Origin of the sequence: Streptosporangium carneum, assembly GCF_027922005.1 — a bacterium.
Taxonomy (GTDB): domain Bacteria; phylum Actinomycetota; class Actinomycetes; order Streptosporangiales; family Streptosporangiaceae; genus Streptosporangium; species Streptosporangium carneum.
In genome coordinates this window covers 180,856-193,893 of the sequence record NZ_BSEV01000009.1, presented here as the reverse complement: position 1 = coordinate 193,893, position 13,038 = coordinate 180,856, and the positions used below count along the sequence as shown (strand labels likewise).

Annotated in this window: 16 protein-coding genes; 5 read left to right on the top strand and 11 right to left on the bottom strand. The window is 70.1% G+C overall.

Annotated features, from left to right (window positions below; translation table 11 throughout):
- Positions 1-7 precede the first annotated feature (7 nt).
- The 11 genes from PKF00_RS21180 to PKF00_RS21130 form a co-directional block, all read right to left on the bottom strand.
- Positions 8-772, bottom strand: coding sequence for a DsbA family protein (locus tag PKF00_RS21180; protein WP_271219318.1), 765 nt, complete (start codon positions 770-772; stop codon positions 8-10).
- Complete coding sequence (locus PKF00_RS21175; protein WP_271219317.1) at positions 772-1,347, bottom strand: DoxX family protein; 576 nt, start codon at positions 1,345-1,347, stop codon at positions 772-774. The genes PKF00_RS21180 and PKF00_RS21175 overlap by 1 nt, the downstream gene beginning before the upstream one ends.
- Positions 1,348-1,893: 546 nt before the next feature.
- Positions 1,894-2,688 carry a tryptophan synthase subunit alpha gene (trpA, locus tag PKF00_RS21170; RefSeq protein ID WP_271219316.1) on the bottom strand — a complete coding sequence of 265 codons (795 nt, stop codon included), beginning with the start codon at positions 2,686-2,688 and terminating at the stop codon, positions 1,894-1,896.
- A gap of 68 nt (positions 2,689-2,756) precedes the next feature.
- On the bottom strand, positions 2,757-3,977 hold the full coding sequence (gene trpB / locus PKF00_RS21165) for a tryptophan synthase subunit beta (RefSeq protein WP_271219446.1): 1,221 nt from the start codon (positions 3,975-3,977) through the stop codon (positions 2,757-2,759).
- A gap of 27 nt (positions 3,978-4,004) precedes the next feature.
- A complete protein-coding gene (gene trpC, locus PKF00_RS21160; protein ID WP_271219315.1) occupies positions 4,005-4,814 on the bottom strand; it encodes an indole-3-glycerol phosphate synthase TrpC in 810 nt (269 codons plus the stop codon).
- Positions 4,815-4,983: 169 nt separating this feature from the next.
- The gene (locus PKF00_RS21155; RefSeq protein WP_271219314.1) at positions 4,984-5,424 is read right to left on the bottom strand and encodes a DUF2752 domain-containing protein; all 441 of its coding nucleotides are present in this window, start codon (positions 5,422-5,424) and stop codon (positions 4,984-4,986) included.
- Between the two features lie 125 nt (positions 5,425-5,549).
- Positions 5,550-5,942: a DUF4190 domain-containing protein gene (locus tag PKF00_RS21150; protein WP_271219313.1), complete on the bottom strand. Its 393-nt coding sequence runs from the start codon at positions 5,940-5,942 to the stop codon at positions 5,550-5,552.
- 136 nt (positions 5,943-6,078) lie between these two features.
- Positions 6,079-6,738: a Trp biosynthesis-associated membrane protein gene (locus tag PKF00_RS21145; RefSeq protein ID WP_271219312.1), complete on the bottom strand. Its 660-nt coding sequence runs from the start codon at positions 6,736-6,738 to the stop codon at positions 6,079-6,081.
- On the bottom strand, positions 6,735-7,082 hold the full coding sequence (hisI, locus tag PKF00_RS21140) for a phosphoribosyl-AMP cyclohydrolase (RefSeq protein WP_271219311.1): 348 nt from the start codon (positions 7,080-7,082) through the stop codon (positions 6,735-6,737). The genes PKF00_RS21145 and hisI overlap by 4 nt, the downstream gene beginning before the upstream one ends.
- Positions 7,083-7,212: 130 nt before the next feature.
- Complete coding sequence (gene ppk2, locus PKF00_RS21135) at positions 7,213-8,172, bottom strand: polyphosphate kinase 2 (protein WP_271219310.1); 960 nt, start codon at positions 8,170-8,172, stop codon at positions 7,213-7,215.
- A 140-nt stretch (positions 8,173-8,312) separates the two neighbouring features.
- Positions 8,313-8,552 carry a hypothetical protein gene (locus tag PKF00_RS21130; RefSeq protein WP_271219309.1) on the bottom strand — a complete coding sequence of 80 codons (240 nt, stop codon included), beginning with the start codon at positions 8,550-8,552 and terminating at the stop codon, positions 8,313-8,315.
- Here PKF00_RS21130 and PKF00_RS21125 point away from each other — a divergent pair.
- The 5 genes from PKF00_RS21125 to PKF00_RS21105 all read left to right on the top strand — a co-directional run bounded on the left by PKF00_RS21125 (position 8,551) and on the right by PKF00_RS21105 (position 12,960).
- Positions 8,551-9,693, top strand: coding sequence for an LLM class flavin-dependent oxidoreductase (locus PKF00_RS21125; protein ID WP_271219308.1), 1,143 nt, complete (start codon positions 8,551-8,553; stop codon positions 9,691-9,693). The two genes, PKF00_RS21130 and PKF00_RS21125, sit on opposite strands and share 2 nt — an antisense overlap.
- Positions 9,690-10,613, top strand: coding sequence for an amino acid ABC transporter permease (locus PKF00_RS21120; protein WP_271219307.1), 924 nt, complete (start codon positions 9,690-9,692; stop codon positions 10,611-10,613). Before PKF00_RS21125 ends, PKF00_RS21120 begins: the two co-directional genes overlap by 4 nt.
- An 8-nt stretch (positions 10,614-10,621) precedes the next feature.
- Positions 10,622-11,374 (top strand): amino acid ABC transporter ATP-binding protein, encoded by a 753-nt coding sequence (locus PKF00_RS21115; RefSeq protein ID WP_309298424.1) that lies wholly within the window; start codon positions 10,622-10,624, stop codon positions 11,372-11,374.
- 72 nt (positions 11,375-11,446) lie between these two features.
- Positions 11,447-12,466, top strand: a complete 1,020-nt coding sequence (locus PKF00_RS21110; RefSeq protein WP_271219305.1) for an ABC transporter substrate-binding protein — start codon at positions 11,447-11,449, stop codon at positions 12,464-12,466.
- Positions 12,463-12,960, top strand: a complete 498-nt coding sequence (locus PKF00_RS21105) for a GNAT family N-acetyltransferase (protein WP_271219304.1) — start codon at positions 12,463-12,465, stop codon at positions 12,958-12,960. Before PKF00_RS21110 ends, PKF00_RS21105 begins: the two co-directional genes overlap by 4 nt.
- Positions 12,961-13,038: the final 78 nt, after the last annotated feature.

Here is a 13,038-nt window from a genome sequence, read left to right as displayed (position 1 = left end):
TCACGGGCTACTTGGCGGCATTAAGCACGGCCTTGCGAAGCTCCGCCGGCTTGAACGCGACGTCGTTGCCGATCTCCGTGCCGTTGAGCTTGAGCGTCGGGGTGCCGCTGAGCTGGGCGCCCTGCAGGATCTTCGTGCTGTAGTCGACCTGCTCGGAAGCCTTCTGCTGACCGGTCACACAGGTCTCGAACCCCGCGCTCGTGACCCCCGCCTCCTTGCCCCAGGCGACCAGGTCCTCCAGCTTGAAGCCTTCGACGGTCTCCGCAGGCTGCTCCTTGAAGAGCCTGTCGTGGAACTTGACCCACGGAGTGCCTCCGGGGATGCAGCGGGAGGCGGCGCCCGCGCGCAGGGAGTTGGCCCGGGTGACGCCGCCGTTCACCTCCTGCGAGAAGATCGTGATCGGGTGGTAGACCACCTTGACCTTGCCCTCGGCGGCGAGGTTCTTGATGGTGGCCCCGCTGGTCTCCTCCATCGCCTTGCAGGCGGGGCACTGGAAGTCCTCGTAGACGTCCAGCACTGGCTTCTCGACGCCCGCCACGGACATCACGACGGAGCCGTCGGGCGAGGCGGTGACCGGCGCGAGCGCCTGGGTGACCTCCTCGGGCTTGCTGCCGTTGGCGGCGTACCACCAGCCCGCCCCGATGGCGCCGAGTGCGACGACCACCGCGGCCGTGATCGTCGCGACGCGCCTGAGCCGCTCCCTGTGCTGTTGCTCCTCGCGCTGTGCCTTGATCCGGTCACGCACCGACTGGTCCCGTGCGGCCTTGCCCATCAGTGGTTCTCCTGTTCCTGTGGCTCCCCGTCGTCGCCCTCGATGTCGTCGTGCGACTCCCGCTCGGGCGCCAGCCCGAGCGCGGAGTCCAGTGCGAGCCGTCCCGGACCGAACCAGGCGATGACCACGCCGAGGACGAAGAGGCCTGAGTCCCGCAGGATGTCGATGAGGTAGTCGGGCTCGACCCCCGGCTTGAGCTGTCCGCCCCCGCCGAAGCAACCGCAGTCGATTCGCAGTCCGCGCGCCCACACCGAGGCGATGCCGATGACGAACGCCAGCATGAGCAGCGCGGAGATGGCACCCGCGGCACGGGTGAGCAGCCCGACAATCAGCAACACCCCTATGACGATCTCCAGGATGGGCAGGCCGTAGCCGACCACCGTGGCAAGCGAGTCTGGAAGCAGTTTGTATGCCTTGACCGACTGGACGGAAAGCACAGGAGTGCCGATCTTGCCCCAACCCGCGACAATGAGCACGCACGCAAGCACCAATCGTGAGACGGTCGTCACCCAGGGTAGCGCCGAACCGGAGGTGCGCGACCTCGGGGGGGCCTGCTTTTCAGAAGTCACGAGCATCATCGTCTCCCATTCCGGGCCTCCGTCACGGCCGGCCTCAACGGATACGCGCGTTCCCAGGGGGAACCCCATCACGTGCTGGATAAGCGTCGAATAAGGCAGTCGACGGCACGGGATCCGCGAAGGCGCCCATCCGCCGCGCGCTCTCCGGCTCCGGCGACCGCCTCGACTCCGTCCATGGCCTCCCACCTGCGTGATCGGCCGGATCACGGCCTGCACGGCGTTCTCAGATCGGCGGGGGAACGGCGGACCTGACGGGATGGGGCGCCGCATGCCTCGGAAAGCGGCGCGCCCGTCTCACCAGGCGCTTGTCTCAGAGTACGCCTGCCCGCGGTGACGGTATCGGTCGCGGACGCCGCGCGTCACGGATTCGGCCACGTTCGCGCCCGGCGCACGCGGAGGCGGGCGGGATCACGCGCCCGCGAAAGCCACGAATCCGGGCGGATCATGGCGGAAAGCACAGATGCGGCCGCCCTACAGGACGACCGCATCTGGAATGGTTCGCGGAGAAACTCCGAAGGAGCGAAAGAAGACCGGGCGGGACGGTCAGCCGCGCACGCCCGCCGCCAGCTCCGCGCCCAGTTCGCGGACCGACGCCAGCCCCGAGGCCTCGTCCGGGGCGTCCAGCAGGCGGCGGATGAACGCCGAGCCCACGATGACGCCGTCGGCGTAGCGGGCCACCTCCGCGGCCTGCTTGCCGGTGCCGACCCCGAGGCCGACGCAGACCGGCAGCTTGGTCTGCGTGCGGGTCCGCTCGACCAGGCCCTCCGCCGCCTCGCCGACCGACTCGCGGGCGCCGGTGACGCCCATCAGCGAGGCGGCGTACACGAAGCCGGTGCAGCACTCGGCGACGGCCTTGATGCGGCTCTCCGGGGAGCTCGGCGCGACCAGGAAGACGGTGTCGATCCCGGCCGCGGCGCTGGCCTCACGCCAGGTCCCCGACTCCTCGGGAGTCAGGTCGGGGGTGATGGTGCCGACCCCGCCCGCGCCGGCCAGGTCGCGGGCGAACCGCTCCGCGCCGTAACGGTCGATCGGGTTCCAGTAGGTCATGACCAGGGTCGCGGCGCCCGTCTTGGCCACGCCCTCGACCGTGCGCAGCACGTCGGCGATGCGGGTGCCGTTGGTCAGCGACCGGTGCACGGCGTCCTGGATGGTCGGGCCGTCCATGAGCGGATCGGAGTACGGCAGGCCGATCTCGATCACATCGCAGCCCGCCTCGACCATGGCGGTGGCGGCCGCGATCGCGCCGTCCTTCGTGGGGAATCCGGCGGGAAGGTATCCGATGAGGGCGGCGCGATCGTCCGCCTTCGCCTTGGCGAACACCGTCTGAAGAGTCGTCATCGTGGGTTTCCGTTGCGGTTCGTGGCCTCCGTCCCCTCCGGCGGGCCGGAGGGGAAGCAAGTCGGTCGTCAGAGGTTGAAGTACTTCATGGCGGTGCCCATGTCCTTGTCGCCCCGGCCCGAGAGGTTGACCAGGATGGTCGCCTCAGGGCCGAGCTCGCGGCCGAGCTTGAGCGCTCCGGCGAGCGCGTGCGAGGACTCGATCGCCGGGATGATGCCCTCGGTGCGGGCGAGCAGCGCGAAGGCGTCCATGGCCTCGGCGTCGGTGATGCCGTGGTAGGTGGCGCGCCCGGTGTCCTTGAGCCAGGCGTGCTCGGGGCCGACACCGGGGTAGTCGAGGCCCGCGGAGATCGAGTGGGACTCGATCGTCTGGCCCTCGTCGTCCTGCAGGACGTAGGTGCGCGAGCCGTGCAGGACCCCGATGGAGCCCTCGGTGAGGGTCAGGGCGTGCTCGCCGGTCTCCACTCCCCGGCCGCCGGCCTCGTAGCCGTGGAGCTGGACGTCCTGGTCCTCGATGAAGGCGTGGAAGATGCCGATCGCGTTGGAGCCGCCGCCGACCGCCGCGGCCACCGCGTCGGGAAGCCTGCCGGTGAGCTCCAGCATCTGGCGGCGCGCCTCGACCCCGATGATCCGGGCGAAGTCACGGACGATCTCCGGGAACGGGTGCGGCCCCGCGATGGTGCCGAACAGGTAGTGCGTGCGGTCGACGTTGGCCACCCAGTCGCGGAAGGCCTCGTTGATGGCGTCCTTGAGGGTCTGACTGCCGTTGGTCACCGGGACGACGGTGGCGCCGAGCAGCTTCATGCGGGCCACGTTGAGCGCCTGGCGCTCGCAGTCGACGGCCCCCATGTAGATCACGCACTCCAGGCCCATCAGGGCCGCCGCCGTCGCGGTCGCGACGCCGTGCTGGCCCGCGCCCGTCTCGGCGATCACCCGGTTCTTGCCCAGGCGCTTGGTGAGCAGGGCCTGGCCGAGCACATTGTTGATCTTGTGTGCCCCGGTGTGGGTCAGGTCCTCGCGCTTCAGCACGATCCGGGCGCCGCCCGCCTGCTCGGAGAAGCGCGGCACCTCGGTGAGCGTGGTCGGCCGCCCGGCGTAGGTGCGCAGCAGGTGGTCGAACTCGCGCAGGAACGCGACGTCGTTCCTGGCCTTCTCGTACTCGGCCGCCACCTCGTCCAGCGCCGGGATGAGGGCCTCGGGCACGTAGCGGCCGCCGAAGACGCCGAACTTGCCGTGGACGTCCGGGTCGTCGCCGTGGACGCCGTTGCCCGCGAGGTCGGCGGGGGTCAGAAGGATGCCGTCTGTCGCTGTCACTGCTTACTGCCCCTCAGGTCGGGATGCGGGGTGGGCGCCGGCGGTGACGAGGTCGACCACTGCGGCCCTGGGGTCCTTGCCGGTGACCAGGCTCTCGCCGACCAGGACCGCGTCCGCGCCCGCCCTGGCGTAGGCGAGCAGGTCGTGCGGGCCGCGCACGCCGGACTCGGCGATCTTTATGATGCCCTCGGGGATCTTCGGGGCCAGCTTGGCGAACACGTCGCGGTCGACCTCGAGGGTCTTGAGGTTGCGCGCGTTGATGCCGATGATCTTCGCTCCGGCGGCCAGCGCGCGGTCGAGCTCCTCCTCGGTGTGCACCTCGACCAGCGGGGTCAGACCGATCGACTCGGCCCGCTCGATGAGCGAGACCAGGGCGTTCTGCTCCAGCGCGGCCACGATCAGCAGCACGAGGTCGGCGCCGTAGGCGCGGGCCTCCCACAGCTGGTAGGAGGTGACGACGAAGTCCTTGCGCAGCACCGGGATGTCGACGACGGCGCGCACCGCGGCCAGGTCGTCGAGGCTGCCGCCGAAGCGGCGCCGCTCGGTCAGCACGCTGATGACGTGGGCGCCGCCGGACTCGTAGTCACCGGCGAGCGCGGCGGGGTCGGCGATCGCGGCCAGCGCCCCCTTCGAGGGACTGGAACGCTTCACCTCCGCGATGACCGCCACCTGGTCGCCGCCGAGGGCGGCGTAGGCGTCGCGGGGCGCGGGCGCCCGCTCCGCGCGCTCCTTGAGCTCCGCCAGCGACACCGCCTGCTGCCTGTCGGCCAGGTCGGCGCGGACGCCTTCGAGGATCTCCTCCAGCACGCTCACTTGTCCTCCTCGCGAAACTCGGAGGTCACGTTCGCGAACACTGCCACACGCATGGTCCGCTCGCTCCACTCGCTCACGAGTAAGGCCCCTCCCGATCGATTGCCCTTGTCTCGCCGATGCTATCGGCCTTGCCGAGGTCACCCCGCCACCGGGTGACGCCTATAGGTGACTATGGGGCCAAGAATTCCCCAAATGGAACATTTCGCACTATCCAAAAAACGATCATTAAACCAAGAAATGTCCATACATAGGCAGGATGCATGCCTTTTCCGGCAAATCGCCTGCCCTGCCAGGACCTCAGCGCCCAGCGCCCCCACAGGAGGACGGCGACGGGGATCAGCACCACGACGAACGGGTTGAGCCCGAGCGCCGTGACGGGATCACCGTGGACGAGCGCGTGCACGGCCCGCAGGCCTCCGCACCCCGGGCAGTAGAGCCCGGTGAGCGCGAGGAACGGGCACGTGGGGTAGTGCCCCGGCTCGTTGGGGTCGACCAGTCCGACGAAGGCGGTCGCGGCGCCGGCCGCCAGGGCGACGGCGAGCGGCGCGAGCACGGCCCGCGTCCGCGACGCCCGTGGCCCCCGTGCCTCCACGGCCCTGTCGGTCACCATCGGCCCGCCCGAACCTCTCCACCGGCGACGACTGTCACCAGCCACGATACTCAAGACGACCCGTGAGGCCCGGCGACACCCCGTCTCGGCGGCCTGTCGCCGGGCGAACGGCTCGCGCCCCCGGTCTACCCCGAATAGCTTGTCGCCGGGACCGAACTCGCCAGGACGCCGATCGCGATCAGCCAGACCACCAGCACGATCAGCCAGCACAGGACGCCGAAGTAGGACAGCACCAGGCCGGCGATCGCCATGCCCCGTCCCTCCTCGCCCGTGCGCCTGATCTGGCCCAGCGAGATGTGGCCGAGCACGATGCCCACGATCGAGGTGACGCCGCACACGGCGAGCCCGGCGATGCCCAGGATCAGGGAGGCGATCGCCATGCCGTTGTTGCCGCGGGGCGGCTGCGCGCCGTAGCCGTAGGGGTCGTACCCGCCGCCGGGCGGCGTGCCGTAGCCGCCCGGGGGCCCGTAGCCGCCCTGCGGCGGTCCGTACCCACCGGACTGGTTGCCATAGCTCATGGATGACTCCCCTTTGAACGTGCTGCGGGCGAAATCCTAGCGAAACCAGATCATTCCCGAAGGTCGGCTCCGGCTCCGTGGGCAAGTTGTGACCGGAGAAGCCAGGCCGTGCCCCGGAGGGGGCGCGGCTCCACCGTCAACGCCCGCCGTCGTCCCCGTCGGGCCTGGCCCGCGGGGACTCGCCCTCGGTCTCGCCCTCGGGGTCGGCCGTGGGGTCGGCCGTGGGGTCGGCGCCGAGGTCGATGGCATCCCACAGGGCCCTGTCCGTCGGGGCGCCCCGGGCGGGAGCGCGGCCCGCGGCCTCCGCCCCGTGCCCGTGCCGGTCGTACCGCTCCGACATGCCGGGCCAGCGACCGCCCACGACCGCGGCGACCACTCCGCCCGCCAGCAGCAGCAGCCCGCCGGCCCCGGCGGTCAGCGGCCAGGCCAGGGCGTTGGCGATCCGCACCACGTCGGTCGTCCCCGCGGCCATGGGAGCGTGCTCGGCCGCGACGGCCAGCCCCGCGCCCGGCCTGCCGCCGCTCCAGGCGCCGACGATCACTCCCACGCCGCACAGCGCCATCACGACGCCGACGATCCTGCGCCACACTCCCCTGGTCGCGAGCACCGCGACCACCGCGGCCAGCGCCGCCCACGCCGCCGGGCCGAGCGCGGGCGCCAGTTCCGCCGCAGGGACGGGCACGGCGCGCGTGCCGTACGTCACGGTGGCCCAGTCGCGCCCCGCGGCGAGCAGCACGAGCCCCGCGCCCGCCCCGCACACGGCCACCCAGGTCCACAGCGCCCGCCCCGCCGTCACGCGGAGGTCACCGCCAGCTGGTCGGCGTCGAAGCAGGTCCGGTCCCCGGTGTGGCAGGCGGCCCCCACCTGGTCGACCTTGAGCAGGATCGTGTCGCCGTCGCAGTCGAGGGCGACGGACCTGACGTGCTGGGCGTGGCCGGAGGTCTCGCCCTTCACCCAGTAGGCCCTGCGGCTGCGCGACCAGTAGGTGGCACGCCCCGTGGTGAGCGTGCGGTGCAGCGCCTCGTCGTCCATCCAGGCGAGCATCAGCACCTCGCCGGTGTCGTGCTGCTGGACCACGGCGGGCACCAGCCCGTCGGCGGTGCGCTTCAGTCGGGCCGCGATGGCGGGGTCAAGGGACATGCGGCAATTGTGCCGCAACCAGGTGGAGGGGTGGCCTCCGGCATGCCCCGGCGCGCGTGGCGGGCCCGAGTGCGGCGGCAGGTCGTGGCTCCCGGAAGGGGGACGGGCCCTCCCCCGCGGCGGGACGGGTTCAGCGCGTGCGGTCGTCGTCGAACAGGTCGGCCGCGTGGACGACGATCCTGGGGTCGGGCTCGCCGACGATCTCACGGTCCTTGTTGGTGTAGTCGAACTGGCTGAGGAGGTGGCGCATCGCCTCGACCCTGGCCCGTTTCTTGTCGTTGCTCTTGATCACCGTCCACGGCGCCTCCTCCGTGTCGGTGTGCAGGAACATGTCCTCCTTGGCCTGGGTGTAGTCGTCCCACTTGTCCAGCGACTCCAGGTCCATGGGCGACAGCTTCCACTGCCGGACCGGGTCGACCTGGCGGATGATGAAGCGGGTGCGCTGCTCGGAGCGGGACACGGAGAACCAGAACTTCACCAGATGGATGCCGTCGCGGACGAGCATGCGCTCGAAGGCGGGGGCCTGCTCCATGAACTCCATGTACTCCTCGGGCGTGGCGAAGCCCATCACGCGCTCGACCCCGGCGCGGTTGTACCAGGAGCGGTCGAAGAAGACCATCTCCCCTGCGGCGGGCAGGTGGGAGACGTACCGCTGGAAGTACCACTGGGTGCTCTCGCGCTCGCTCGGCTTCTCCAGCGCGACCACGGTGGCCCCCCGGGGGTTGAGGTGCTCCATGAAGCGCTTGATCGTGCCGCCCTTGCCCGCCGCGTCACGTCCCTCGAACAGGACCAGGAGCCGCCCGCCGGTGTCCTTCATCCAGTACTGCAGCTTGAGCAGCTCGATCTGGAGCAGCCGTTTGGTCCGGTCGTACTCCGCGCGGTCCATCCGCTCCCCGTAGGGATACTTCTCCCGCCAGGTGTCCACCGGGGTTCCGTCGAGGCGCACCAGGACGGGATCGTCGTCGTCATCGTCGAGGACGCGCAGATTGGGCAGATCCTCGAGCAGATCACTGTGGGCCACGGCGGAGCGCACGTCGAGCACGGGATACTGCCGCCCGCGCATGGGCTCCTCTCCCAGTAGACCGGTCATGAACGTCCTTCCCCCCGGGGACGGATACCTCAACCCCTGCGACTGCCCTCTACCTCTATGTGAGCACGTTAATCCCCTCCAGAGGACCTCCGACAGCCCTTGTCATGACATGTCGACCAGTGTTCACTCCCTCACTGCGATCATGACAAAAACCTACTAAACCAGTAGGTCTTGACGGAATTGGTCTCCTGTGTTGAAGTGAAGGCCATGCAGGCCGAGTTCCCTTCGGCGATTCGCGGCCACATCGCGCCGTGCCGCGCGTCGTCCCCTTCGTGTCGCCACTGACCCAGCGCACCCGTGGCGGCGCGCTCGCCGCGCCGCCGTCCCCATGACCGGACGGCCTCCTCGCCCAGACGACCTGCCAGAAAGGCTTCAGCCATGCCCGTCGAGTTCTTAGGCATCGGTGCCACAAACGACGGATCGGAGACGAGACCCCGATCCGGGCCCGCGTTCGACAGACAGTTCACGCTACGGCTGGCTCGAGCGCACCAGGAGCACGGCTGGGACCGGGTCCTGTTCGCCTACGGCTCGGGCTCCGCGGACCCCGCGCAGGTGGCGGCCTTCGTCGCGGGGCAGGTCGAGCAGTTGCAGATCCTGCTGGCCCACCGGCCGAACGTCTCCTACCCGACGTTCGCCCTGAAGACCTTCGCGACGCTCGACCAGATCAGTGACGGCAGGCTGACCGTGCACTTCATCACCGGCGGCAACGGCCACGAGCAGGCCCGCGAGGGCGACTTCCTGAGCAAGGACCAGCGCTACTCGCGCACCAAGGAGTACATCCAGATCGTCAAGAAGGGCTGGACGTCCACGACCCCCTTCTCCCACGAGGGGGAGCACTACCGGTTCGAGGACTTCCTGGCCGACGTCTTCCCCGTGCAGCGGCCCCGGCCCCGTGTCTCCTTCGGCGGCTCCTCCCCCGCGGCGTACGCGGCGGGCGGCGCGGAGGCCGACATCTACTGCCTGTGGGGCGAGCCGCTGGCCCAGACCGCCGAGCAGATCGCGGCGGTCAGGGGAGCGGCGCTCGCGGCGGGGCGGGGCGACCTGCCCAGGTTCCAGGTGGCGTTCCGGCCCATCATCGCGCCGACGGAGGAACTGGCCTGGGAGAAGGCGGCCCGCACGCTGGAGGCCATCAAGGCCGTCAAGGCCGTCAAGCCCTCGGCGCGGCGTCTGCCCGCAGGCAGGGCGCCCGAGAACTCCGGCTCCCAGCGGCTCATCGCGGTCGCCGCCAAGGGCGACAGGTACGACCGCGCGCTGTGGACGCCGACGGCGGCGGCCACCGGCGGCGCGGGCAACTCCACCGCCCTGGTCGGCACGCCGGAGACCGTGGCCCAGGCCCTGCTCGACTACTACGACCTCGGTGTGGAGATCCTCTCGGCGCGCGGCTACGACCTGCTGGAGGACGCCGTCGACTTCGGCCGCCACGTCATCCCCATCGTCCGCGAGGAGGTGGCCAAGCGAGATCGCGAACGCGAGGCCTCCGAGACCCCGCAGCGGCCCGTCACCAGCCTGGCGGGACGATGAACCGCCCCGCCGTCAAGGCGCCCGCCGACGAGACGCCCGCCGTCAGGACCGAGACCCTCGAGGGCCCCGGCGGCCACGCGGGCGACGCCGCCCCGGCGCACGCGCTGAAGGTCGTCACCACCAAGCATCCCGGACGGTGGGCCGCCGCCGCCGTCGTCGGCGTGCTGCTCGCCATGGCGGCAAGCGCGCTGATCACCAACCCCGCCTGGGACTGGGACGTGGTCGGGGAGTACCTGTTCGCGCCCTCGGTGCTGCACGCGGTCCTGTTCACCCTGCAGCTGACCGCGCTGGGCATCGGCATCGGCTTCCTGCTCGGCACCGTGCTCGCGATCATGCGGCTGTCGAGGAACCCGCTGCTGTCCTCGGTCGCCTGGGGATACGTCGCACTGTTCCGGTCGATCCCGCTCATCCTGCAGCTGCTGTTCTGGTACAACCTGGCGCTGCTGTACCAGCGGATCTCCTTCGGCGTCCCGTTCGGCCCCTCGTTCTTCGACATCGGGACCATGGACCTGATCAGCCCGGTCACCGCCGCCGTGCTCGGGCTCGGGCTGCACCAGGCCGCCTACTGCTCCGAGATCGTCAGGGCGGGGCTGCTGTCGGTCGACCCCGGCCAGCGCGAGGCCGCCGCCGCGCTCGGCATCCCCTGGCGCAGGCAGCTGTTCAAAATCGTCCTCCCGCAGGCGATGCGGTCGATCGTGCCCACCGCGGGCAACGAGATCATCGGCCTGGTCAAGGGCACCTCGGTGGTCTACATCATGGCCCTGCCGGAGCTCTTCTACCAGATCCAGGTGATCTACAGCCGCAACGGCAGGGTCATCGCGCTGCTGCTGGTCGCCACCGTCTGGTACCTGCTCATCACCTCCGTGCTGTCCGTCGCGCAGTACTACGTCGAACGCCACTACGCGAAGGGCCGCAAATGAGCACCGCGATGGTCGATCTCCGGGACGTGCACAAGAGCTTCGGCTCGCTCGAGGTCCTGCGCGGCGTCGACCTGCGGGTCGCCCGCGGCGAGGTCACGGTGATCCTCGGCCCGTCCGGCTCCGGCAAGTCGACCCTGCTGCGCACCGTCAACCACCTGGAGAAGGTGGACAGCGGATCGGTGCGCGTCGACGGCGAACTGGTCGGATATCGGCAGTCCGGCGACAAACTGTACGAGCTGCGCGAGCGCGAGATCCTCAGACAGCGGACCAGGATCGGGTTCGTCTTCCAGAGCTTCAACCTCTTCCCGCACCTGACGGCGCTGGAGAACGTCGTCGAGGCGCCGGTCTCGGCGCAGCGAAGGCCGAAGGAGGAGGTGCGGGAGCTGGCCCTGCGGCTGCTCGACCGGGTCGGCCTCTCCGAGAAGAAGGACGCCTACCCCAGGCAGCTGTCCGGCGGCCAGCAGCAGCGGGTCGCCATCGCCCGCGCGCTCGCCCTCGAGCCGAAGGTCATCCTCTTCGACGAGCCGACCTCGGCGCTGGACCCCGAACTGGTCGGCGAGGTGCTCGACGTGGTGAAGGACCTCGCCAGGAGCGGCACCACCATGATCGTCGTCACCCATGAGATCGGGTTCGCCCGCGAGGTGGCGGACACCGTCGTCTTCATGGACGACGGGCGCGTCGTCGAGCAGGGACCGCCCTCCCAGGTGCTCGACTCCCCCAGGCACGAGCGGACTCGCGCCTTCCTCAGCAAGGTCCTCTGACAGGGCCCCGTGAAAACCCCGAGCAGGACTCCCAGAACCCCTCGCAAGGCTCCTTCGGAAACTAGGACTGAAATGTCGCTCCTCTCCAGGCTCACGCCTGCCCTCGTCGCCGCACCGCTCCTGCTCGCCGCCGCCTGCGGGTCGACCGGAACCTCCTCGACCACGTCAGAGGCCAGCACGAAACCCGCGGAGAAGACCGCCGCTCCCGCGGGGAACGCGGAGTCCGGCGCAGCGAAGATCAACACCTCTCCCGAGCAGAACCGCATCAAGGCCGACAAGGTGGACGCGATCGCCGCCCAGGTGCCCGAGGCGATCCGTACGAAGGGCGAGCTCGTCGTCGCCTTCAGCGGCGAGGGCGCGCCGCCGCTGGCCTTTCTCGCCGACGACGACAGCACCGTCATCGGCGTGGAGACCGACCTCGCCCACATCGTCGCCGACACCCTCGGCCTGAAGGTCAAGGAGGAGATCACCTCCTGGGAGAACCTGTTCCTGGGAGTGAAGTCCGGCAAGTACGACGTGGCCTTCAACAACGTCACGGTGACCGAGGAGCGCAAGGACATCTACGACTTCGCCACCTACCGGGTCGACCAGCTCGCCTGGCAGACGGCGAAGAACAGCCCGATCACCGAGATCAAACAGCCTTCCGACATCGCGGGCAGGCGGGTGGCGGTCGGCTCGGGCACCAACCAGGAGAAGATCCTGCTCGACTGGGACGCGCAGAACCAGAAGGCCGGCCTCAAGCCCGCGCAGATCCAGAACTACCAGAAGTACGTCGACGCCCTGCTCTCCCTGAAGTCCGGGCGCATCGAGGCCTACATCGGCCCCAACCCGTCCCTCGCGTACCAGAACGCCGTCGGCGGCGACACCAAGATCGTCGGAACGGTGTCGGGTGCGGGCCCCGACCTCCAAGGCCTGATCGCGGCCATGACCAAGAAGGACAGCGGACTTGTCAAGCCGCTCAACGCGGCGTTCAACGAGCTCATCAAGAACGGCAAGTACGGCGAGGTGCTCGAGCGCTGGAACCTCTCCAACGAGGCCCTCACCGAGTCGCAGATCAACCCGCCCGGCCTGCCCAGGCAGCCGGCGAAGTGACCGTCGAGTCCATCCGGGTGCGATACGTCGCGGTCCGCGACCCCGAGGTCAGGCCGCTCCTGGACGACCTGCACCTCGAGTACACCAGCCGCTACGGCCCCAACGACGAGATCAACCGCTACCCCGACGACGAGTTCTCCCCCGCCAGGGGAGGCGTGTTCCTGGTTCTCGTCGAGGGGGGCCGGACCGTCGCCGGTGGCGCGTTCCGCCGCTACGACGAGCGGACCGCCGAGCTCAAGCGGATCTGGACCCACCGGGACCACCGGCGGCGCGGGCTCGGGGCGGCCGTCGTGCGCGAGCTGGAACGGGAGGCCGTACGGCAGGGCTACCGCAGGATCTACCTGGCGACCGGTCCCCGCCAGCCCGAGGCCGCGGGCCTGTACCTGTCCACCGGTTACACCCCGCTCTACGATCTGCGGGCCGCTCCCGAGACGGTCGGCCCGCACCTGTTCGAGAAGGACCTCGGCCCCCTTGCCCAGGGGGCTCCGCGGTGATCCCGTCCCTCCAGGACAGGGGCGGCCGGGCGGTGCGTCGCATGGCGCCGAGGGGGCCGTGACCTTCGTCACGGACCT

Coding starts and splice junctions, on each gene's coding strand:
- PKF00_RS21110 (WP_271219305.1), top strand. CDS start 11,447: ATGTCGCTCCTCTCCAGGCTCACGCCTGCCCTCGTCGCCGCACCGCTC.
- PKF00_RS21130 (WP_271219309.1), bottom strand. CDS start 8,552: ATGGCTGAAGCCTTTCTGGCAGGTCGTCTGGGCGAGGAGGCCGTCCGG.
- PKF00_RS21175 (WP_271219317.1), bottom strand. CDS start 1,347: ATGCTCGTGACTTCTGAAAAGCAGGCCCCCCCGAGGTCGCGCACCTCC.
- PKF00_RS21115 (WP_309298424.1), top strand. CDS start 10,622: ATGGTCGATCTCCGGGACGTGCACAAGAGCTTCGGCTCGCTCGAGGTC.
- PKF00_RS21180 (WP_271219318.1), bottom strand. CDS start 772: ATGGGCAAGGCCGCACGGGACCAGTCGGTGCGTGACCGGATCAAGGCA.
- PKF00_RS21155 (WP_271219314.1), bottom strand. CDS start 5,424: ATGGTGACCGACAGGGCCGTGGAGGCACGGGGGCCACGGGCGTCGCGG.
- ppk2 (WP_271219310.1), bottom strand. CDS start 8,172: ATGACCGGTCTACTGGGAGAGGAGCCCATGCGCGGGCGGCAGTATCCC.
- hisI (WP_271219311.1), bottom strand. CDS start 7,082: ATGTCCCTTGACCCCGCCATCGCGGCCCGACTGAAGCGCACCGCCGAC.
- trpA (WP_271219316.1), bottom strand. CDS start 2,688: ATGACGACTCTTCAGACGGTGTTCGCCAAGGCGAAGGCGGACGATCGC.
- PKF00_RS21125 (WP_271219308.1), top strand. CDS start 8,551: ATGCCCGTCGAGTTCTTAGGCATCGGTGCCACAAACGACGGATCGGAG.
- PKF00_RS21150 (WP_271219313.1), bottom strand. CDS start 5,942: ATGAGCTATGGCAACCAGTCCGGTGGGTACGGACCGCCGCAGGGCGGC.
- PKF00_RS21120 (WP_271219307.1), top strand. CDS start 9,690: ATGAACCGCCCCGCCGTCAAGGCGCCCGCCGACGAGACGCCCGCCGTC.